The organism is Paenibacillus ottowii, from assembly GCF_006874425.1.
In the GTDB taxonomy this organism is placed as follows: domain Bacteria; phylum Bacillota; class Bacilli; order Paenibacillales; family Paenibacillaceae; genus Paenibacillus; species Paenibacillus ottowii.
On the sequence record NZ_VIJZ01000001.1, the window covers coordinates 689,099 to 707,703 of the forward strand.

The window sequence follows — 18,605 nt, forward strand, 5'->3', positions numbered from 1 at the left end:
ATGCGTAAGTTTGCTTTCGGGGGAGTCGTGCGGAAATATAACGTGCCTTACGTATTTGTCCGACCCGGTTCGGGGGAATGGGACGAAGACGGTGTATGGGTTCCGGGAAAAGAAGAACGAGTTTCGCTACAGGGTCATTTCCAGCCCGTTTCAGCCAAGCTCCAGCAGGAAGAAGGCGGTAACTACACCGAGGAAGATAGGACACTGTACACGGCTTCCGTGCACTCTAACGGCGACCGGATAGAGTACCAGGGAAATCATTACACAGTTGATACCTCTGAGGTACGAGAGTACAGCGATATTAATAAATACATGTTGAAAAAGGTGGTCAGAAATGATTCCATTCAGGGCGATTCGGTCAGCGATAGTTCGTAATCTATCGACCTATTTAGGTGTCAAGGTGGTGGAGTTGAACGGCGGGGGAGACATGCCGAAAGGCGCATTCCTGACCTACTCATTTACAGATGGTCCGGCAGAAGGACGAGGTTTCCCAGTAGTAACACAGGAAAACGGAAAATTGGTGCAGCGGGAGACGGTGGAATTTACCGTCTCTTTTTTGTCCTATGCTTCGGATAGCGCTGACAGCATTACAAACGCGCTTAGGGCGCAGGACTGGCTTAAAACCATTGGACGGGATGTTCTCAAGGATTTGGACGTGATTGTTTTTAACATCGGTAACGTGGACAACCGAGATATTCTTATTGCGGACGAGTGGGAACGACGATACGGGTTTGATGTAGATTTTCGCACCACCGCCGTTACTTCGCAGGACCTTGAATACATCGAAAAAGTGAAAATTGCAAACAAAATAATAACGTAAGGAGCTGATTGTTTTGGCGGTACGTGGAGACGTTCAAGTAATTATTAATATCCTTCGTCCTACTCCTAAAACCGGATTGGGTAGGCCGCTTATTATCGGTGCTGCTGCGGCGGCTACTGAGTTTAAATTGTACTATGATCTGGACGCTGTTCTGGAGGACTTTGCGAACACGTCACAGATTTATAAAGCTGCTTATGCTCTGTTCAATCAAGGCAGCAATTCACCCGAATCCATTGCAGTAATGCAGTATAAAACAGGTGACCCACTTGCGGACTGGCTTCCAAAGATTTTTTCGAAAGACTGGTATTATCTTGTATCTACCAGCCGCACACTGGCAGATGTCACGGCGATAGGGGATGCGGTGGAACTGGATGATTCGCGGCTATTTTTCGTAGCATCAAGCAGTAAGACGGATCTGGCCACAATTAAAGCCAAGAAATACACCCGCACTATTTCCTTTTACCATGAGGATATAACCAATTATCCTGACGCTGCTTGGATTGGTAGTGCAGGACAAAAGCCAGCTGGGTCATTGACTTGGAAGTTTCAACCGCTTAAAGGTATTGCGCCTATGGATATCACTGAAACTGAGTTGCAAGCTATTCACGCGCTGGGAGCGAATACCTATGTTACTAAGGCTGGAGACGATCAAACATCCGAAGGGCTAACAGTATCAGGGGAATACATTGATATTATGCAATGTCGGGACTGGCTCATACTTAACATTCAGTTGGGTGTTCAAAAATTGTTCTTCCGTCAGGACAAAGTAGGGTTTTCCAACAGCGGCATCGCTCAAATTGAAGCAGTTGTTAAAACCAATCTATTGCGAGCTGACCAACAGGAAATGATAGCCCACGATGATGATGGATTGCCGTTGTACTCAACGGATTTTAAACGTCGCTCTGAGGTAGATCCAGCAGACCGGGAAAAACGCCAGTACAATGATGCAAAGTTCACCTTTGAGCTGGACGGAGCAATTCACCAGACAAAAGTCACAGGATTAATCCAAATTTAAGGAGTTGATTTAATTGCCTAAAACAACCACATATGATCCTATGGACCTCTCCGTATCAGTTGGAGGGGTTTTTCTTACGGGTTTTTCTGAGGACTTGGTAGAGTGGGAAAAAGACGAAGATTCAAATACTTTTAAGGTTGGCGCGCAGGGTGATGTACTCGTAACCAAGGTAAATAACCCACTTGCTACACTTAAAATCACATTGCTTGCAACAAGTCCGCAAGTAGCATATATGGACAAACTAGCCGTTACTGGTCAGGTAGTGGATGTTAGTGTTATTTACAATGGCACCCCAAAGGAAACCATCACCAGTACAGCCGGGGTCGTCAAGAAGCCTGCTGCCCGTAAATATGGGAATGAGGCAGATGACCGGGAATATGAAATTCAGTTAACAAACCACGAAATTCTTTAATCCAATAATCCAAATTTAAGGAGACGATAAATCATGTCAAATTTCAAACAGAAAAAGTTCACTTCTACGTCAGGTAAAGAATATTTGTTCCAATTCCCAGGTATCCGTGCCGTTGCTCAAATTTCTGACCGGGTTAAAAACAAATTTGGTATTGCATCGGATGAAAAATCAGCGGATGAAGTGCTGAAGCATGTTGTAGTTGAACCAAAAATGAAAATTGAAGACTTTGGTACGGATGTTAAGGAGTTTAACGAAGTTATTTTTGCCGCAATGCAGTTCATGAACGGAGTGGATGAAGATGATAAGTCAGAAGGAAGCGGAGCGACGAGCGAGGGCTAATTGGCTTACTTGGAGACTTCTCCTGTCAGATATGAACATAAATTATTCGGATCTGAACGAGATGGACCATGACGATATAGCAGAGGCAAATGCTGCTTTGGATATCTATTTGAAACAGCAAGAAAGAGCAGCAAATAAAAAATGAATGGAGCGCCTATTTTGGGCGCTCTTTTTGTTGTGAGGTGAATATATGGCTGGCGGCGTAATAGGTAACTTAATGTTTGCCGTTGGTTTCAAAGTGGCAGAAGGTCCATTGCGCCGGGCTGAGGACCAACTTAGCAGCTTACGCGGTGGGGTATTTGCTTTCGGGGCTGCCGCAACGGCGGCTATGGGGGCTTTTGCTGTGGCTTCTATTAGCGCTGCATCAAATTTTGAAAAGAATATGGCTCAAGTTCAAATGGCTACTGGGCAAACGGATCAACAAATGTTGGCAACGAAAGAAATAGCCAAGAATTTGTATTCCCAAAACTTCGGGGAAAACTGGCAGGACTTGAGCGGCGCTATTAGCACCACGGCGCAGATAACCGGACAGACCGGAGCGGCGCTGGAGGGTACAACCAAAAATGCAATGCTTTTGGGTAGAGCCTTTAATTTTGAGGTTGGGGAGTCTGTAAGGACCACCGATACCATGATGCGGCAATTTGGCATAACGTCAGAGCAATCCATGACATTGTTGGCGCAGGGGGCGCAAAAGGGGCTTGATAAAACGGGCGAGCTGCTTGACACAGCTAATGAGTATTCCGTTTCTTTTAAATCCTTGGGGTTCGGCGCTGATGATATGTTTGATACTCTGGCTGCTGGATCGCAAAACGGGGCTTTCAACCTGGACAAAGTCGGTGACGCGGTTAAAGAATTTAACATCCGGGCCAAAGACGGTAGCAAGACCACTACACAAGCCTTTGAAATGTTGGGGCTTAATGCGGATAAGATGATGCATACATTTGCCCAGGGGGGGCCGGAGGCTAAAAAGAGTTTTCAACAGGTTATGCAGATGATCGGTGACATTGAGGACCCGGTTCAACGTAACACCGTCGGGGTTGCTTTGATGGGTAGCCAGTTTGAAGACCTAGAGGCCAAGACGATAACTGCTATGGGGTCGGTGAAGTCGCAGTTTAACTCTGCTGCCGATACGCTCAATGATATTAATAAGGTCAGGTTTAACAGTCCCGGCGAAGCACTTCAAATGTTTGGTAGGCAAATAGAAACTGGGATCTTAATACCTGTTGGTCAAAAGCTGCTGCCGTACCTCAATCGGTTTGGACAGTGGGCGGCTGACCACAAGCCCCAAATAGAGGCGTTTGGCGCAGCTATAGGGGATAAGATAGGCAAAGCGATTGAGTGGCTTACAACCAAAGCACAAGAGCTATGGCCCACACTTCAAAGTGTTGGCAGTACAATCGCGGGTGTCGTCCAGAAAATGACGAGCTTTGAGGGGTTCGCACCGAGAATCGCAGGCATCGCAGCCGCGTTGGTAGCTTATAAAGCTGTTGTAACTACTATTTCCGTCGCTACACGAATATGGACAGCGTTCCAACTGGCATTAAACGTTGCAATGAGCCTCAACCCTATCGGGCTGGTGGTTGCTCTAATCGCTGGATTGGTTGTGGCCTTTGTGGTTGCATATAAAAAATCTGAGAAATTTAGAAATATCATTAACGGGGCATGGGCAGGAATTAAAATTGCGTTTGCTGCAACCATGAACTTTTTCACCACGACAGTTCCAAATGTTTTTAATGCCATTGTTAATTTCATTGTTCAATGGGGGCCAACCTTCTTAATTTCTTTGACTGGACCGATTGGGTGGGCTGTAGCTGCTGTCGTTAAGTATTGGGATGAGATAAAGGCGTTCACTATATTAACCTTTATGACCATTCAAATGTGGTTGGTCACTTTATGGACAGGAATAACCGGGAGCATTAGCGGGGCTGTATCGTCCATATGGAGCCGCATAACCAACGCTTGGAACAACGTAAAGACCACTACGTCCAATATATTTAATGGCGTAAAGTCGTTCCTTTCCAATGTGTGGAATAGTATTCTGTCCACCATTTCAACAACAGTCACCAACATTTGGAACAAGATAACGGGCATCTGGAATCAAATTATCAGTTACCTTCAAGGAATCAACCTATTTGAAGTAGGTAAGAACATAATCGAAGGCATGATTAACGGGATTATGTCTATGGCCAATGCCGTAGTGGACAAGGTTAAGGGTATCGGTGACAGTATACAAAACAGTATCAAAAGCGCACTTGATATTCATTCCCCGTCTCGTGTAATGATGGAGCTTGGTTTCTTTACAGGCGAAGGCTTGGCGAGAGGGATTGAAGGAACTCAGGACCGTGTGGCTGCTGCTGCAACTGGCATGACGGACGAGATTATACCATCCACAAATAGCCCAACAAATGCGCCAGCCCGTAAATTAGCCCCAGCTCGTGTTGGCGGAGGGGGCAGCGCAGGCGGTGCGATGAACATTAGTGTGAATATCGACCTTCGGGCAGATGCTTCAAGCGCTACGGTTGCCGGGGATGTAGCCGCCGAGGTTCGCCGCCAAGTTCAAAAGATTCTAGAAGAAACATTCCGGCGTGAGGGATTTGTTTCACCGGAGGTGAATATGTAATGGCAATGATAGATAGTCACTACATTTGGATTGAGAAAGAGTCACCCACATTCGATGTGGAGATTACTTCACAACCTGTTGAAAAAGGAATAGATATGGTGGACCATGTGCAGCGAAAAGCCCGGACAATGCCCCTTAGTGGGGTTATATCCGGGTCGGATGCGGCGCGGGTGCTTACATATTTAAAAAAGGCATCTGACACGGGACAGATTGTAAAATATGTAGGCCGTACAGCTTTCACGGGAATTATATCCGGTTTAGCGACTGACCACGACTATACAATTGCTGACGGTTACGCCGTGTCGTTCACGATAACAGAGGTCTTGGTCGCGCAAAGTTCATATGTGGGCAAACTCCCGCTTCCTGTTAAAGCGCAGGCGGCGAAAATAGTAAACAGTGGTGTGAAGCAGAAGAAGGACAAGAAGAAATCAGGCAAAAAGGACAAGACCAAGAAAGGTAAAAAGGGTAAGGGCAAGGGAAAAAAGGAGAAGGAAAAAGTCCAAAAGGTTAAATTCAAGAAGGGTAGCCCGTGGGCTTAGGGGTGAACGCTGATGGACTATGAATATATAGAAATTGAAAAGGAAAACATTCCTTACCGTTTCGATATTGAACTGGCTGAACAAATGTACACCTTCGAGATTCACTATAATGCTGAAAACGACTATTTCACCATTGATTTAGAACTGGATGGGGAAGTGCTAGTTTACGGGGAAAAGATCGTATACGGCATACCGCTGTTCTATGATGTGCAAGACGACAGATTCCCGAAAGTACCCATCGTTCCCTATGACGAATCTGAAAACAGTACAGCCGTAACATGGGACACGCTCGGTGTGAGCGTGTTTCTTTATGTTATAGAGGAAGAGGATGAGGACGATGCGTAATTTTGGACGTGTGATAGAGGTCTTGACCGCTGGTATGAAGTTTTCCAGCGATAAGTACAACATTGAGGGCAAAGTACCGTTTGACAATGATACCTTGCCGAACGAATCAGAAATTAAAATCTGGAATTTGGCAGAGACAACCATAAACAATATCAAGCGCGGAAAGGTATTAATGCTTAATGCTGGATATAAGGGTGATGTGGGTCTACTGCTCCACGGCTACATATCCAACGTAGATACCGTTTGGGAGGGCGTGGACAAAATCACCACTATCCATGTACTGGACAGTGAAGACCTGGACAAACGCGAGGTAAAAGAAATTGCCTTTGCTGAAAACACACTCGCCAGCAAGATTATTAAACAGATGGCAAGCTATATTGGTCTACCTATTGCTCAATTTAATCTAAATCAGGATTACCGCTATCAGGACGGATATACCGCAAAAGGCAAAGTAACGGAAATAATCGCAAAGGTCGCTAAGGATTGCGGGACCAGCGTTTATATAAACAAAAACAAGCTGTACGTTCGTAATCTGCGAAGCGGAGGGGATAATGTGTTTGCGGTCAATACCAAAACGGGATTGATCGGGACCCCGGGCCGATTTGAAAAGGATGGGGCCAAGGGCTTTAACATAAAGATGCAGCTCCAGCACAGGGTAACGACGGCTAGTATGCTTAATCTGTCTTATTCCCGTTTTACCGGGAAAGCACATGTCCGCAGTGGTTCTCATACTTTCAGCCGGACAGGTGATTTTGTAACGGAAGTGGAGGCGATTTTGTGAGTAAGATTGATCCTGCCGCCGCTATGTCTGCTTTGTTGGATGGCTTTTTGTCGAAGCTGTATACAGATTTTAATGTGGCCTTCCCATGTAAGGTCGTTAAATTCGATCCTGTGAAAATGATTGCCAGCGTACAGCCGCTTATCCGAACGGGCAGCGATCAGCCTGCTATGATTCAGGCTGTGCCGGGGCTGGGCTACCGATTAAAACCTAAAGACGGTGGCAGCGAACAAGAATATTTACCTGTATACAAGCCGGGAGACGTGGTTTATGTGGTCGTTGCAGACAGGGAAATACGTAACGGGCTTGCTGGTGCGGTGGCTGCGCCTGACACGGCAAGGCAACATGATAGCAATGACGCGGTTATAGTCGGGATATTCCCGGCTTCTTTTAGTTAGGGGGTATGAAAGCTTGCAATCATTCAAACTTTCCGCTGACGGAGATTTGGAGTTTGATAGCCGGGGGGACCTGGTCATGAACGAAGGTGACGAAGAACTAGCACAGTGTTGTCGAATTGCTATTGGGACCAACGCAGGGGAATGGTTTCTGAATCCTGATATCGGTCTTGCTTTTCGTTTGTTTCTCGGCAAGCTTGCCAGCGAGGAAGAAATGAGAAATGAGCTTACCCGTGCATTGTTGCAGGAAGAACGAATAGAGAGCGTGGACGATGTTACATTTTCCGTTGACCGTGCGGCCCGGCTGCTAACAGTTACGTTCAAGGCAACCGGAACGAATGGCGAGGTAATCCAGCAGGAAGGGGTGAGTATTAATGCTGGATGAAAAGGGGTTTAAGCGTAAGAGATTCGACGATTTAATAGATGAAATGGAAGACAAGGCCAAAGAGGTATACGGCGACAAAATTAATACTTCCGCCCTCTCTCCGCTGGGTATTATCTTGCGGATTTTTGCGTGGTTTCTTGCCACGGTTTGGGGGCTTGCTGAAAAGGTATATTATAGCGCCTACGTAAACACCGCAGAGGGAAGCAGTTTAGACCGTCTCGGTCCTCATGTCGGTGTATCACGTGCTCTTTCGCAATATGCAACAGGCAACGTAACCCTTACAGGAACCCCCGGTTACACAGTGTCGGCGGGTTTTTTAGTGTCAACAGATACAGATGTGCAGTATGAAACTACATCTGATGCCACTTTCCCAGCCTCCGGTAGTATGACGGTTCCCGTGGAGGCGATGGAGGCGGGTTTATCTGGCAATACGCCAGAGGGTACAGTAACGATCATCGTTAACCCGGTACCGGAAGTGACAGCAGTAAACAATCCCGCTGCTATTCTTGGCGGACGTGATAAGGAGACTGACCCGGAGTTCCGTGATAAGTTCAGTCTGTCGGTAGCTGGCGGCGGATCAGCGACAGGCGATGCTATACGGGGGGCGGTGCTGCGGGTAACTGGGGTACGTGCGGCGGCGGTGATTATAAACAATAAAATCACTCCTGATGCTGCTGGTCGTCCTGCAAAATCATATCAGGTGTATGCTCTTGGTGGATCAGACACCGACATTGCCAACGCAATTTTATCTGTGGGCGCCGCGGGCATCGAGTCTTACGGTGACATATCCATGCAAGTTAAGGACCTTAGTGGGAACCTACAGCCGATTAAATTTAGTCGCGCCGTGGTTGTACCTGTTCATATAAAAATTCAGGTTTATAAAAGTACGGCCTATCCTTCTGATGGAGACGATCAGGTTAAATCCAAATTGGTCAGGTTCATTGGCGGGGCTGACTTAGACGGGACTGTATACGCTGGCTTGAGCATGGGGGAGGATGTGGTAATGATGCGCCTTGCTGCTGCTGCATATTCCATTGTTGGCGTGGAAGATGTGGTTATAGAGCTATCCACGAATGGAACAAGCTACGGGACACATAATTTAGTTGTGGACGTGCAGCAAGTGGCCCAAACAGCAGCGAATTGGATTGAGGTGACGCATCATGATTTCTCCGGTTGACCTTATTAAAAAGCTGACGGATGTGTTTACCAAAAATCCGAACAGCAATATAGGAAAGCTTTTTACAATTGTAGCTGGCCCGATAAACGACTTAGAAACTACGTTCAAAACAATCGAAGAATGGCGAGATATCGACACTGCAAAGGGAACTACATTGGATCTTATCGGTGGAAATGTGGGACAACTTCGAGGTGTGGCCACTGATGAAATTTACCGGATAATGATTAAAAGCAAGATAGCCCGTAACCTATCCAAGGGTGACGTTAACACGATCATCCGGGTCATTGCTCTTGCGGTTGGTGCAGATTACAGCGAAATTAAGATTCAACAGAAATTTAGTGATCCGTTAGACCCGGAACCAGCGGCATTATCCCTCATGCGCTTACCGCTTGATAAGTTGGACGAATCCGGTATTGAATTATCGCAGTTCGTGCAAATAATTCAAAAAACCGTGGCGGCTGGCGTTAGCGTCCAAAGTATTGAACTGGCTGGAACCTTTGAGTTTGGTAGCCTGCCAGAAGAAGCAGACCCAGAGCGCGGGTGGGGCAGTTTGGACGATTCAGTCATTGGCGGCAAGCTTGGCGCGGTTTATGAGCCAGGGAAAAATACAGATTTACCTATTTAGGAAAGGAGTAATTTTATGCCGTTTAAAGAGAAATTACCGGAATGGTTTGCGGCCGGAACGGAACCTACTACAACACAGAAAACAGCGGGTTACACACCAGGTTTGAAACCTCCGGCACAGTGGTTTAATTGGCATTTGAACACATCATATCTTGCTCTTAAAGAGCTACAAGAAAACGCAGTCCATAAAGAAGAAATAGAATCGCGCTTTAACACAATAAATACCAAAACGGTTACGCTGAATGCAGGTGTACAGATACTTAACGCTGTGAAGGCAGCTCCGTTTTCATTGTCCGGCGTAACCGGGCGAATGTTGGTGAACTTGCTGGGTCGTATGGGAAACTGTGAAAGCGTGGGCCTATGGTCGTCCAATACTACAATCGCAACGGATACAGCTAATAAAACCAGCGGAACCAGCTCATTTAAGCTTACATTAGGTAGCATACCCGCTACGGCCTCTGCAACCTTTTTGACCACACCAGGGCGCAAATACATCGCTGTTGCAGATGTGAAAAACGGCAATACCAGCAAAGTAGCCATGTCTATAAATGGTATTGCTGGCGCAGTTGGAAATGAGGTTACATCTTCCTCTGTTTTTGCACCATCTGTTGTGCGGTTCGCCGCGACGGACTTTTTTCACATTGTTACGATCACAGGCACAGGCAACAGCGGAAGCACTTTTAATATGGACAGTGTGCGTGTTTACGAGGTCAGCGAGGCGGACTATGCAGCAGCCGCGACCCTTACGCCTGCTCAGGTAGCAGCTAAATGGCCTTACGTAGACAGCGTAATGCCTGTACGTAATCCATATGCGATACGATACGGGGAAAATCTATTGCCAAGCTTTTATGAGTGGGCGGTCATCAACACAGGGATAGTCAATCTACAAGGTCCCTACAAAGCGAGTGCTTCAACAAGTAGCTATCCTGGTCCATTTCCTTTATCGCCCTTAAAAGTGGTTGTTCCTGTATTGCCGAATACAACATACACAATCTCAAGTGCAGGTGACGGAATACAGTACATTGAACGTCGGGATGAAAACGACTCTGATCCAAGTGGGGAGGTTGTGCCAGGCGTAATTGCTGTAGGTTCTAAAACATTCACCACATCGTCACAAACGCGATTTTTATCTGTGCGGCTTAGATACGCCGCTGCAGGTTCATTCACCCATGAAAATCCTATGCTTAACATCGGCAGTACAGCCAAGCCATTCAAACCGCGCGAAGATTCCATGTTGGCGTTGCAAACAGACTTGTACGCCGATCCAGTTACAGGAGCCAATGCCGATACGGTATTTGAACGTGATGGGCAATACTTTAAGTCCAAGAAGTGGCAAGGATTGACGATCGACGGTAACAGGGCGTGGGTACTTGGTGACGCTGCTGCTACTGCTGGAGTCAGACAAGTAAAAATAGTAGGTCTTGCGGCTGGCGCTGTGGCTGCAAGCGGGGTTGCCACGAAGTTTGATGGAAAAATAATGCCACAAGGCAGCACGGGCAACACAGCCGACACGAACGCAGTCACCGCAGCAGGAGACATCTATATTGGTATCAGTGTTGCTGACAGTGGATGGGATGATAAATACAGTCCATCACAAGATGACATCAAAGCCTATTTCTACGGCTACAAAGCCTATGATGCTAATACTATCACGCCAGCACAGGCGCAGGCAGCGACAACAGCGACGTGGAACGGTACAGGTACTAAGTATTGGGTTCAGCGTATTGGCTTGCCTAACTTTACTCAATCAGCACCACAGCAGTCCTATGCAGGGTATACACCATACCAACTCGTATACCAGCTTGCAACGCCTACAGTAGAGCCTATCGTATCTGAGGGGCAACTATCCTTCAACGAGGGAGACAATCAGGTTGAAGTAGGTACGGGGATTGTGCTGCGTGAACGAAATGAGACGTATCAACAACCTGTGGAAAAATTATGGAACGTCAATAACGCAAACTACACTACTACGGCGTGGCTTAAACAAAAAGCATCGGATATTTTGGCGATTTATAAAAATGGCAAACGCGATTCCACATGGATGATAACCAACAAAATGGTTACAAGTGCGGGGGCGTTGGCGCAGCAATATGATACCGATCATGACGCAGCAGCAGCTTACAGCGTTACGTACCTTATGCTTGACCGTTCGCCAGTCGTACCGTTTACAGGTTCCTACGCAGCCAATGAAAAAACGCTACTTGCGGACTTGGTGGATAGTGTACAACAGAATACGGCGCGTGTGTCGGTGCTGGAGAACAAGAAGTCTGACAAGGATAACCCAGGTGTGTTAAGTCCGACCTTACTAAACGGGGTCATTGTTGAGGCGTCGTTTTCTCCTGTAGAATACGTGAAATCCTCAGATGGTTTGGTAACGTTTCAAGGGTCTATTAAACCACCTTCCGCTGGTACCTTTGTAATGTTCCGCTTGCCCGAAGGGTATAGACCTAAGCAACTCGTTGCCTTAATGTGTGCAGGCAACACAGGAGCCGCAGATGTGCCTGTAAAAGTCCTTGTATCTGAGAATGGCAATGTGCAAATGGAGTCTACTGTATCCTTGGCTTGGTTGAGGTTAGACGGTATTAAGTTCTTAGCGAATAGATAAAGGAGGTCACAACATGAAAGTAGTACCTAGAGTAACTACAGAGGGGTTCTATATTGAAGACAAACTAATGGACGATGCCTTTAATGGTGTCGTCCCTTTTTATGCCCAGCCGGACGATCAGGACGAGGATACTGAGCCGACAACGCCGGAACTAATAGGCTATACGGTTGGTGTACCGATTACAACACCGGGACTGTTCAAACCGCGTTTTGATCTTGCTGCATGGAAGGCTTATGAGAGTGCCGTATACGAGGCACAAGAGGCGTATATAGCCGCACTGGACGAATGGCAATCTAAGGGCAGGGCAGAAGGGGAACAGCCAGTATATGTTGCTCCTAAGCAGCCTGATAACCTTTGGACAGAAGGACTCACACCGGAGCAAATAGCAGAGCTAACAAAGCCAGCTACGCCGGAACAAAGTGAAACTGATTTGCTCCGTCAACGTCTGTCCGACTTGGAGTTGGTGCTCACGGAAATTATGCTAGGTAAATGAGGGGAGGTGAAATGAATATGGCAGCTATGTCCATGCCGCGCGTTCGCATTTGCGCCAATGCTTGTATTACCCGGTATGAGCGTGGAGAACGAGGAATTGAAAATGTTGTTGATAGTTATCAGATGGATGATGAAAATCGCAACTTAGTTTTGGCCGAGATTTATTCAAAGCGTCCAGACCTTGCAGCCGATCCAGTACCTGAGCAACCGAAAGAACAAGTGTAACCAGCGCACCCAAAGGGATGCGCTATTTTTATGCCCTCGGAGTGGACGAGGGCTTTTCTCTGCACCGGAATAATTAAGAGAATATTTAACGGAATAATTTACGCAGATTTTGACAAAGGTCAGGAAAATTGTCCTGACCTATAGAGACGGGGGAGAACGATGGATGACAGATTAACACACATTTTTAAGGGAGCGGCGGCGGGGTTTGGAGCGGTAGCCGGCTACCTGCTTGGAGGGTTTAGCGTGTTCGTACATTTGCTGCTCATTATGGTTATTGTGGACTGGCTGACTGGCTGGGCGGCTGCTTGGATACGTGGGGAGTTACGCAGCCGAGTTGGTTTTCATGGGATCATTCGCAAGGTGGCAATCTTTTTGGTTGTAGTCGTTGCACATTTTATTGATGCAGCACTGGGCGGCCTTAATTATTTTCAAAATGCAGTCATCTGCTTTTACCTAGCAAATGAACTGTTGTCTATTACTGAGAATGTCGGACGGATGGGCGTACCTATGCCTACAGTATTACGAAACGCCGTAAAGATTTTCGAATCAAAAAGCGATCCAGCACCTAATCCGAACATGTCAGAGTCAGAGCCAGAAAATAAAGAGCAGGGGCAAAAGCCTGCTGTATAAGGGGGAGTTATTTTGCAATCACATAAAAAAGGTAACGCGCGGGGAATCGACGTATCCCGATATCAAGGAAACATTGACTGGAAGGCGGTTAAGGCTGACGGTATTTCATTTGCCTTCATCAAGGCCAGCCAGGGGCAACGTTACGTTGATCCTACATTCACTACGAATGCTAAAGGAGCCAGAGCAGCCGGGGTATTGTTGGGGGCATACCACTTTGTAGACGCAACCAGCGTTGAGGCAGCCAAAGCGGAAGCCCGGCATTTTGCCGAGGTATTGGAACAGGTAGGTGGTGGGAAATCTCTGGACTTGCCGCCTGTAATGGATTATGAAAACAATCCCGGCAACCTGTCTAAAACGCTTATTAGTGCTGTAGCGTTGGCCTTTCTGCTGGAGTTGGAGCGACTTACAGGACGCAAGCCCATTATTTATACAGGCAATGCATTCGCAGCCAATTTTAACGCCTCATTGAGCGGGTACCCATTATGGATAGCCCGATATAGTGAAACGCGCGTACCGAGCGATACAGTGACGTGGAAACGTTGGGATATTTGGCAATACAGCGACAGCGGCAAGGTAGCAGGAATAAAAGGGAACGTGGATATGAATGAGTATGATGGTACGGCGGACGAGCTACGTGAACGTTTCACAAAGCGCCCTGAGCAGCCGGAGACAGTCACGTCCGGTACGTTCATCGTAAATGGCAAACAGGTAGGGAAGACGCTGCTCTTTAGTGGCAGGACGTATGTTCCGTTGCGTGTGCTTGCTACTGTGTTGGGTTTATCGTGTCATTGGGACACCAGTCTCAAGGTCGCTTATTTAAATGGAGCCAAGCTGCAATTTATCCAACTGGTCGAAGGAGTGGCATATGTGCAGCTAAGACCCGTTGCGGAGGCATACGGCGCTGTAGTGTCCTGGGATTCAAAAAATAAAATCGCATCGTTGAAAACGAAAGGGGATAAATAATCATGCAAACAATTATCGAAACCGTACAACCATATGTAAGTACCGTCGCTACAGCTATTCTAGGAGTCCTGACAGCCATTGTTATAGCTGGACTGAACACGATTAAGGTGAAGGCTAATGAGTGGATAAACGCCCGTACAACGGAGTCACAGCGCGTCCTGTTGCACAAATTGGCGGAAGAAGGATTCTCTCTCTCTAAGACAGTTTTCAAAGAGGCAGACGGTCCGAAAAAGCTACAACAGGCTTTATCCTATGTAACCAGACAACTACAACAAAGAGGTATTTACCTTACTGACATAGAGATTCAGGGGGCCATCGAAAAGGCGTACCTAGACTACAAAGCCAAGCAAAAACCCATTAGTACAGAGGAAACTGCTATAGCGGTTGCAGGAGACGATATTAGCACAGAAGAAGCTGCACGAGTAGCGGCGAAAGAGGCTATGGTTGGTTTGGCAGCTAAAGTAAATGAGCTATTAGCCCAAGCTACAGCAGAAGCTGTACCCGCTGCTCCTGCTCCTATTCAGCCTGAGTCTGAGTCTGTTCCTGCACCAACAACAGAACAAATGCCTGTAACTGCGGAGTAAAGACTAATACACATTGAGCAAGTAAGAAAAAGCTCTGCTAACCTTAATTGGTCGGCAGAGCTTTTTTGTTATTTAAAGTAATTACGAATACTTAACAATAGAGCAACAATACTTATTGCCCATCCAGATATAGATATGGTCCATAAGATGGCATCATACATAGACTTACCTCCTATAATGGAGCATGGAATCCCGCGTTATACCTCATCATACTCTTCATATTCAGCCTTACGTAACAATTCCCAAAACTTCTGTACGTCCCCGCCTGATTCGAGATAGGTGTCAATCATGTGTTTTGCCTCAACAACTGAACAGGCCCATGCGCCTCCAGGCATTGCAAGACAACCATTCTCCATAACGATGTAGCCACGCCGTATATCATTCCCCTTTATCCGCCAAGGATTTCGCCCCATATCCAACTTGGGTTGGATTATGAATCCTTTGTACTCAATACGAATATCTGGAACATGAATTAATCCATTGCTGCGGTATTCTGCTTTTTTCTTTTCCATTTCACGTCTCCTTGCGTAAGGCCGCCGCCAATTGTATATATCAAACTGTTATGTTAAGATTGGGTGGAGATGGCGCTATACTAGCCGCCACCTCTGGTACTTTTAACGTTTACGCTGCCCGCGTCGTTTAGGTACCTTTTTCTTTTTCTTGCTCTCTTTAAACACTTTGACCAAACCGATAATTGCAGTTATCAGGTTTGTGAGTGCGGTGGAGAGCAAGACCCAATCTATTGCTCTCAAATTTCTTTCACCCCTTTCGGAAGCTTGTGTTTCACTTCCTGTAAATAATATATCACATCCTGTAGTTTTTGGTCAAGCAAAAATGTTTGATTTTCTGTAATTAAAATATTATAATGCGTATATAAATTACAGGAAAGGGGTCTTTCGATGGCTATAACGTATAAGCCCTTGTTGAAATTGTTGGTTGAACGAGGAATGAAAAAAATGGATTTGCGTACAGAATTGAGTTTGGGACCGTCTACTATCGCAAAATTCGATAAAGGTGAGTACGTATCTTTGGAGGTCGTTGAAAAGCTGTGTGCATATTTCGATGTGCAGCCCAACGATATTATTGAGTATGTAAAAGAGCAGGAGGGGTAAAACCTCGCTGCTCTTTTTTTATTGAACAAAATAAAAAGCCCTCAACATGAGGACTTGTGTGGTATAATCTGGATTGGACAACGGGTGGGGTCACGGCGCAGCCTTCTGTAAAGGAGGTGATTGACGCCATGACTGCACTTGGTGCGTTTTACATGATCCTGAAAGTAATTTCAACGATTCTAAGCCTATGGTTTAGTTCACGGAAAGTTTACCGATGGATACGTAAAAGACGTAACAAGCGCAAAACCCACCGCTAAGGTTGACCGCCTACGGTGGGTTTTGCTGTCTTAACAGTAATATAATGCGCGCCGTGAGGCACATCGTTGTTCAGGGGGAGCTAGCGACTCCCCTTATTTATATTATTATGTTACCACACTGAAACTATACAGGCAATGGGATTGCCTTTGTTGACTATAGTCAAATATTAAAACCCCGGATTGCTCCGGGGCTTTATTTATTTAAGCTCAAGTTTAACTGAGTATTCTTTTTTATCTTGAGTAGGTTCCATACCGTTACCCTCAATGACATACCATTTCATTTTAATCCATTTGATATCAGCAGCATGACCGCGTTTCAGGAACCAAATTATATTCCCATCTTTAATAACGCCTTCTTCAATTTCTCCGCCGATGTGATCAGAGGTCACCATGTCTGCTTGAACCTGTTCACCAGTAGAGGTAATCAATTCCGCTTGGTCAGGGTATGTAGTGAAAAGTTTTTTAGTGGTGTTTTCAACTTTGAATTTCACTCCAACAGCAGAAGCTGTAAGATCATTTGTATTTCCATCTTTAGGAGCGCGGTCAGTAACAACTACTTTTTCAATAGTAGAAGTAACACCATTCCATGTATCTGTCCATTTTGCATCGTTATAGTAGGTCCAAATGTCGTCGGGCTTTTTCTCTGCTTCAACCGGCGCAGCCCCTTCTTTAGTAGTCGCTGGTTCAGCAGCCTTAGTTTCTTTAGCTGGTTGGCTTTCTACTTTTGCCTGCGTAGGTGTTTCGTCCTTAATAGCGGTCTTGTCAGCTCCACACCCAGCAAGCAGGCTAATCGCCGCGATAGCTGCAACCGTGAGACTTAAAGTTTTCTTCAACTTACTTCCTCCTATTGATCAATAATATATGGATATAGTCTATCAGACCTAGGAAAATATTTCTACAAAAACATGAAATACTTCCCAATTTGGCTTGAGCAAAACCGCCGAAAATCGTATATTTACAGGGGAAGAAAGAAAAAATGCAGAGGATGAGTAGTAGATGTGGGATACGTCTATGTTTATAACTTTTTCAGTGGTTGAGAGTTTTGCGGCTTTTGTATTGACGTTGACTATTTTTAGGTTAAAAGCTTTGGACTTCCAATGGCAGGCCTTAGTAGTGACTCTACTAATGTCGTGCCAAAGTTTCGTTCTGCGGGAAGAATTACAATTGGCTTTTCTGGCTCCAGTAATAAACATACTGTTAATGGTGCTACTAATAACAACGATAGTTAAAGTACCGCTGATATGGTCTTGTATACTGTCGGTGACTGGTTTTTTTGTCTATACACTGTTCCAAACAATACTCTTATTGCTTATGTACTCTGATGTACCTATGAGCGAATTACAAGGGGGATCGGCAAAGGGGTCTTTGTTACAAGCCGTGACCAGTGCAGTCGTGTTGATCGTATCAGGACTGCTTTATAAATTCGGAATAGGTTTTATAGCCCCGTTTGACAAACTACGAATTAAATGGGAACAGAACATTGTCATTATCGTAATCATAGGAGCGCTGGCAACCCTGACAGTAATAGCGTATGTAAACGATGTATGGCTTAATATAGCCTATTTTGCACTGGCAGCGGGGATGTTTCTATATTACGCGCTGCGGAAGGAGAGAGAATATGATTGAGCCATTATCCTTACGAATGGCGCAACATATCAAAAGTGTTGTACCAGACCATCCGGCCTCAGTGCCAGTATTACAGCATGCATTGGCTGTCTTATTGAATATGGTGTTTATTACGGGCTTGACCCTCGTTATATCGGTTTTTACAGGCCGCACGAGGGAAGTGGTGACGATTATGGCGGCATTCGCCTTTCTCCGTCAAATGACTGGAGGTATACACCTTAAAAGTGGCATGGGCTGTGTAGCTGTTTCCACACTGTTGTTTACTGGCTTATCGTTCATCAGCTTGGATCACAACTGGACGATAGGTGCAACATTGGTCAGTATGCTTTTAATTCTAGCTTTTGCACCAGCGGGAATCGAAAACCAAACACGTATACCACCAAAATACTTTCCGTTGCTTAAAGTGCTGGCCTTGTGTGTGGTTGGGCTCAATTTTTACTTTGCTGATCCAATTACGGCAGTGAGCTTTTTGTCACAAACCATACTGTTAATTAACTTTAGGATAGGAGGTGAAACAACACATGAAGAAGCTTAACATTAAAAGAAGCACCTACTACGCCCTGGCTACTTGCTTATCATCGTTTGCTGTAATGACTGTTGTGGTGGCTAGTTTATTTTACGTATACAATCCAAAGCCGCCAAAGGAACTAATGAAATAAGCT

General features: G+C 45.9%; 26 protein-coding genes. 23 read left to right on the plus strand and 3 right to left on the minus strand.

The window, feature by feature from the left end:
- The 19 genes from FKV70_RS03285 to FKV70_RS03380 all read left to right on the plus strand — a co-directional run bounded on the left by FKV70_RS03285 (position 1) and on the right by FKV70_RS03380 (position 14,948).
- Positions 1 to 375 carry a hypothetical protein gene (locus FKV70_RS03285; protein ID WP_142611811.1) on the plus strand — a complete coding sequence of 125 codons (375 nt, stop codon included), beginning with the start codon at positions 1 to 3 and terminating at the stop codon, positions 373 to 375.
- On the plus strand, positions 335 to 820 hold the full coding sequence (locus tag FKV70_RS03290) for a phage neck terminator protein (RefSeq protein ID WP_142611812.1): 486 nt from the start codon (positions 335 to 337) through the stop codon (positions 818 to 820). The genes FKV70_RS03285 and FKV70_RS03290 overlap by 41 nt, the downstream gene beginning before the upstream one ends.
- A 13-nt stretch (positions 821 to 833) precedes the next feature.
- Entirely contained in the window at positions 834 to 1,835 is a 1,002-nt protein-coding gene (locus FKV70_RS03295; protein ID WP_142611813.1) for a DUF3383 family protein, read from the plus strand.
- A 13-nt stretch (positions 1,836 to 1,848) separates the two neighbouring features.
- The gene (locus FKV70_RS03300; RefSeq protein WP_142611814.1) at positions 1,849 to 2,247 is read left to right on the plus strand and encodes a phage structural protein; all 399 of its coding nucleotides are present in this window, start codon (positions 1,849 to 1,851) and stop codon (positions 2,245 to 2,247) included.
- Positions 2,248 to 2,280: 33 nt separating this feature from the next.
- Entirely contained in the window at positions 2,281 to 2,586 is a 306-nt protein-coding gene (locus FKV70_RS03305; RefSeq protein ID WP_103047698.1) for a hypothetical protein, read from the plus strand.
- 190 nt (positions 2,587 to 2,776) lie between these two features.
- Positions 2,777 to 5,206: a phage tail tape measure protein gene (locus tag FKV70_RS03315; RefSeq protein ID WP_142611816.1), complete on the plus strand. Its 2,430-nt coding sequence runs from the start codon at positions 2,777 to 2,779 to the stop codon at positions 5,204 to 5,206.
- Complete coding sequence (locus tag FKV70_RS03320; RefSeq protein ID WP_142611817.1) at positions 5,206 to 5,745, plus strand: phage baseplate protein; 540 nt, start codon at positions 5,206 to 5,208, stop codon at positions 5,743 to 5,745. The genes FKV70_RS03315 and FKV70_RS03320 overlap by 1 nt, the downstream gene beginning before the upstream one ends.
- A gap of 12 nt (positions 5,746 to 5,757) precedes the next feature.
- Positions 5,758 to 6,090 (plus strand): phage baseplate plug family protein, encoded by a 333-nt coding sequence (locus tag FKV70_RS03325; protein ID WP_142611818.1) that lies wholly within the window; start codon positions 5,758 to 5,760, stop codon positions 6,088 to 6,090.
- Positions 6,083 to 6,871: a phage protein gene (locus FKV70_RS03330; RefSeq protein WP_142611819.1), complete on the plus strand. Its 789-nt coding sequence runs from the start codon at positions 6,083 to 6,085 to the stop codon at positions 6,869 to 6,871. The genes FKV70_RS03325 and FKV70_RS03330 overlap by 8 nt, the downstream gene beginning before the upstream one ends.
- Entirely contained in the window at positions 6,868 to 7,266 is a 399-nt protein-coding gene (locus FKV70_RS03335; RefSeq protein WP_142611820.1) for a Gp138 family membrane-puncturing spike protein, read from the plus strand. The genes FKV70_RS03330 and FKV70_RS03335 overlap by 4 nt, the downstream gene beginning before the upstream one ends.
- Positions 7,267 to 7,279: 13 nt before the next feature.
- Positions 7,280 to 7,648, plus strand: a complete 369-nt coding sequence (locus FKV70_RS03340; RefSeq protein ID WP_142611821.1) for a DUF2634 domain-containing protein — start codon at positions 7,280 to 7,282, stop codon at positions 7,646 to 7,648.
- Complete coding sequence (locus FKV70_RS03345; protein ID WP_142611822.1) at positions 7,638 to 8,825, plus strand: baseplate J/gp47 family protein; 1,188 nt, start codon at positions 7,638 to 7,640, stop codon at positions 8,823 to 8,825. The genes FKV70_RS03340 and FKV70_RS03345 overlap by 11 nt, the downstream gene beginning before the upstream one ends.
- Positions 8,809 to 9,450, plus strand: coding sequence for a hypothetical protein (locus FKV70_RS03350; protein WP_142611823.1), 642 nt, complete (start codon positions 8,809 to 8,811; stop codon positions 9,448 to 9,450). Before FKV70_RS03345 ends, FKV70_RS03350 begins: the two co-directional genes overlap by 17 nt.
- A gap of 15 nt (positions 9,451 to 9,465) precedes the next feature.
- Complete coding sequence (locus tag FKV70_RS03355; RefSeq protein WP_142611824.1) at positions 9,466 to 12,054, plus strand: hypothetical protein; 2,589 nt, start codon at positions 9,466 to 9,468, stop codon at positions 12,052 to 12,054.
- A gap of 13 nt (positions 12,055 to 12,067) precedes the next feature.
- A complete protein-coding gene (locus tag FKV70_RS03360; protein WP_142611825.1) occupies positions 12,068 to 12,547 on the plus strand; it encodes a hypothetical protein in 480 nt (159 codons plus the stop codon).
- A 17-nt stretch (positions 12,548 to 12,564) separates the two neighbouring features.
- Positions 12,565 to 12,771: a hypothetical protein gene (locus FKV70_RS03365; RefSeq protein ID WP_142611826.1), complete on the plus strand. Its 207-nt coding sequence runs from the start codon at positions 12,565 to 12,567 to the stop codon at positions 12,769 to 12,771.
- 159 nt (positions 12,772 to 12,930) lie between these two features.
- Positions 12,931 to 13,401: a phage holin family protein gene (locus FKV70_RS03370; RefSeq protein ID WP_142611827.1), complete on the plus strand. Its 471-nt coding sequence runs from the start codon at positions 12,931 to 12,933 to the stop codon at positions 13,399 to 13,401.
- 12 nt (positions 13,402 to 13,413) lie between these two features.
- Entirely contained in the window at positions 13,414 to 14,364 is a 951-nt protein-coding gene (locus tag FKV70_RS03375) for a GH25 family lysozyme (protein WP_142611828.1), read from the plus strand.
- A gap of 2 nt (positions 14,365 to 14,366) precedes the next feature.
- Entirely contained in the window at positions 14,367 to 14,948 is a 582-nt protein-coding gene (locus tag FKV70_RS03380) for a phage holin, LLH family (RefSeq protein WP_142611829.1), read from the plus strand.
- A gap of 197 nt (positions 14,949 to 15,145) precedes the next feature.
- On the opposite strand, the gene FKV70_RS03385 is transcribed toward FKV70_RS03380, so the two are convergent.
- Together FKV70_RS03385 and FKV70_RS25835 are read right to left on the minus strand one after the other, a co-directional pair.
- Positions 15,146 to 15,460 carry a hypothetical protein gene (locus FKV70_RS03385; RefSeq protein WP_142611830.1) on the minus strand — a complete coding sequence of 105 codons (315 nt, stop codon included), beginning with the start codon at positions 15,458 to 15,460 and terminating at the stop codon, positions 15,146 to 15,148.
- Between the two features lie 102 nt (positions 15,461 to 15,562).
- Complete coding sequence (locus FKV70_RS25835) at positions 15,563 to 15,700, minus strand: hypothetical protein (RefSeq protein WP_161626993.1); 138 nt, start codon at positions 15,698 to 15,700, stop codon at positions 15,563 to 15,565.
- 147 nt (positions 15,701 to 15,847) lie between these two features.
- On the opposite strand from FKV70_RS25835, the gene FKV70_RS03390 reads away from it, so the two are divergent.
- Entirely contained in the window at positions 15,848 to 16,060 is a 213-nt protein-coding gene (locus FKV70_RS03390) for a helix-turn-helix domain-containing protein (protein ID WP_053325014.1), read from the plus strand.
- Positions 16,061 to 16,514: 454 nt separating this feature from the next.
- Here the strand turns inward: FKV70_RS03390 and FKV70_RS03400 are convergent, their stop codons facing one another.
- Positions 16,515 to 17,150 (minus strand): hypothetical protein, encoded by a 636-nt coding sequence (locus FKV70_RS03400; protein WP_142611832.1) that lies wholly within the window; start codon positions 17,148 to 17,150, stop codon positions 16,515 to 16,517.
- Positions 17,151 to 17,646: 496 nt separating this feature from the next.
- Between FKV70_RS03400 and FKV70_RS26380 the strand changes: the two genes are divergently transcribed.
- The 3 genes from FKV70_RS26380 to FKV70_RS26865 are packed head-to-tail and all read left to right on the plus strand — an operon-like array spanning position 17,647 to position 18,602.
- Entirely contained in the window at positions 17,647 to 17,943 is a 297-nt protein-coding gene (locus tag FKV70_RS26380; RefSeq protein ID WP_244310630.1) for a hypothetical protein, read from the plus strand.
- Complete coding sequence (locus tag FKV70_RS03410; RefSeq protein ID WP_142611834.1) at positions 17,936 to 18,478, plus strand: accessory gene regulator ArgB-like protein; 543 nt, start codon at positions 17,936 to 17,938, stop codon at positions 18,476 to 18,478. The genes FKV70_RS26380 and FKV70_RS03410 overlap by 8 nt, the downstream gene beginning before the upstream one ends.
- On the plus strand, positions 18,465 to 18,602 hold the full coding sequence (locus FKV70_RS26865) for a cyclic lactone autoinducer peptide (RefSeq protein ID WP_142611835.1): 138 nt from the start codon (positions 18,465 to 18,467) through the stop codon (positions 18,600 to 18,602). Before FKV70_RS03410 ends, FKV70_RS26865 begins: the two co-directional genes overlap by 14 nt.
- Positions 18,603 to 18,605: the final 3 nt, after the last annotated feature.

What these genes read in the sequence shown, in the direction of transcription:
- FKV70_RS03350 (WP_142611823.1), top strand. Translation starts at nt 8,809, where the DNA reads ATGATTTCTCCGGTTGACCTTATTAAAAAGCTGACGGATGTGTTTACC.
- FKV70_RS03345 (WP_142611822.1), top strand. Translation starts at nt 7,638, where the DNA reads ATGCTGGATGAAAAGGGGTTTAAGCGTAAGAGATTCGACGATTTAATA.
- FKV70_RS03390 (WP_053325014.1), top strand. Translation starts at nt 15,848, where the DNA reads ATGGCTATAACGTATAAGCCCTTGTTGAAATTGTTGGTTGAACGAGGA.
- FKV70_RS03360 (WP_142611825.1), top strand. Translation starts at nt 12,068, where the DNA reads ATGAAAGTAGTACCTAGAGTAACTACAGAGGGGTTCTATATTGAAGAC.
- FKV70_RS03325 (WP_142611818.1), top strand. Translation starts at nt 5,758, where the DNA reads ATGGACTATGAATATATAGAAATTGAAAAGGAAAACATTCCTTACCGT.
- FKV70_RS26380 (WP_244310630.1), top strand. Translation starts at nt 17,647, where the DNA reads ATGAGCGAATTACAAGGGGGATCGGCAAAGGGGTCTTTGTTACAAGCC.
- FKV70_RS03330 (WP_142611819.1), top strand. Translation starts at nt 6,083, where the DNA reads ATGCGTAATTTTGGACGTGTGATAGAGGTCTTGACCGCTGGTATGAAG.
- FKV70_RS03355 (WP_142611824.1), top strand. Translation starts at nt 9,466, where the DNA reads ATGCCGTTTAAAGAGAAATTACCGGAATGGTTTGCGGCCGGAACGGAA.
- FKV70_RS03365 (WP_142611826.1), top strand. Translation starts at nt 12,565, where the DNA reads ATGGCAGCTATGTCCATGCCGCGCGTTCGCATTTGCGCCAATGCTTGT.
- FKV70_RS03410 (WP_142611834.1), top strand. Translation starts at nt 17,936, where the DNA reads ATGATTGAGCCATTATCCTTACGAATGGCGCAACATATCAAAAGTGTT.
- FKV70_RS03290 (WP_142611812.1), top strand. Translation starts at nt 335, where the DNA reads ATGATTCCATTCAGGGCGATTCGGTCAGCGATAGTTCGTAATCTATCG.
- FKV70_RS03380 (WP_142611829.1), top strand. Translation starts at nt 14,367, where the DNA reads ATGCAAACAATTATCGAAACCGTACAACCATATGTAAGTACCGTCGCT.
- FKV70_RS26865 (WP_142611835.1), top strand. Translation starts at nt 18,465, where the DNA reads ATGAAGAAGCTTAACATTAAAAGAAGCACCTACTACGCCCTGGCTACT.
- FKV70_RS03370 (WP_142611827.1), top strand. Translation starts at nt 12,931, where the DNA reads ATGGATGACAGATTAACACACATTTTTAAGGGAGCGGCGGCGGGGTTT.
- FKV70_RS03315 (WP_142611816.1), top strand. Translation starts at nt 2,777, where the DNA reads ATGGCTGGCGGCGTAATAGGTAACTTAATGTTTGCCGTTGGTTTCAAA.
- FKV70_RS03385 (WP_142611830.1), bottom strand. Translation starts at nt 15,460, where the DNA reads ATGGAAAAGAAAAAAGCAGAATACCGCAGCAATGGATTAATTCATGTT.
- FKV70_RS03285 (WP_142611811.1), top strand. Translation starts at nt 1, where the DNA reads ATGCGTAAGTTTGCTTTCGGGGGAGTCGTGCGGAAATATAACGTGCCT.
- FKV70_RS03305 (WP_103047698.1), top strand. Translation starts at nt 2,281, where the DNA reads ATGTCAAATTTCAAACAGAAAAAGTTCACTTCTACGTCAGGTAAAGAA.
- FKV70_RS03320 (WP_142611817.1), top strand. Translation starts at nt 5,206, where the DNA reads ATGGCAATGATAGATAGTCACTACATTTGGATTGAGAAAGAGTCACCC.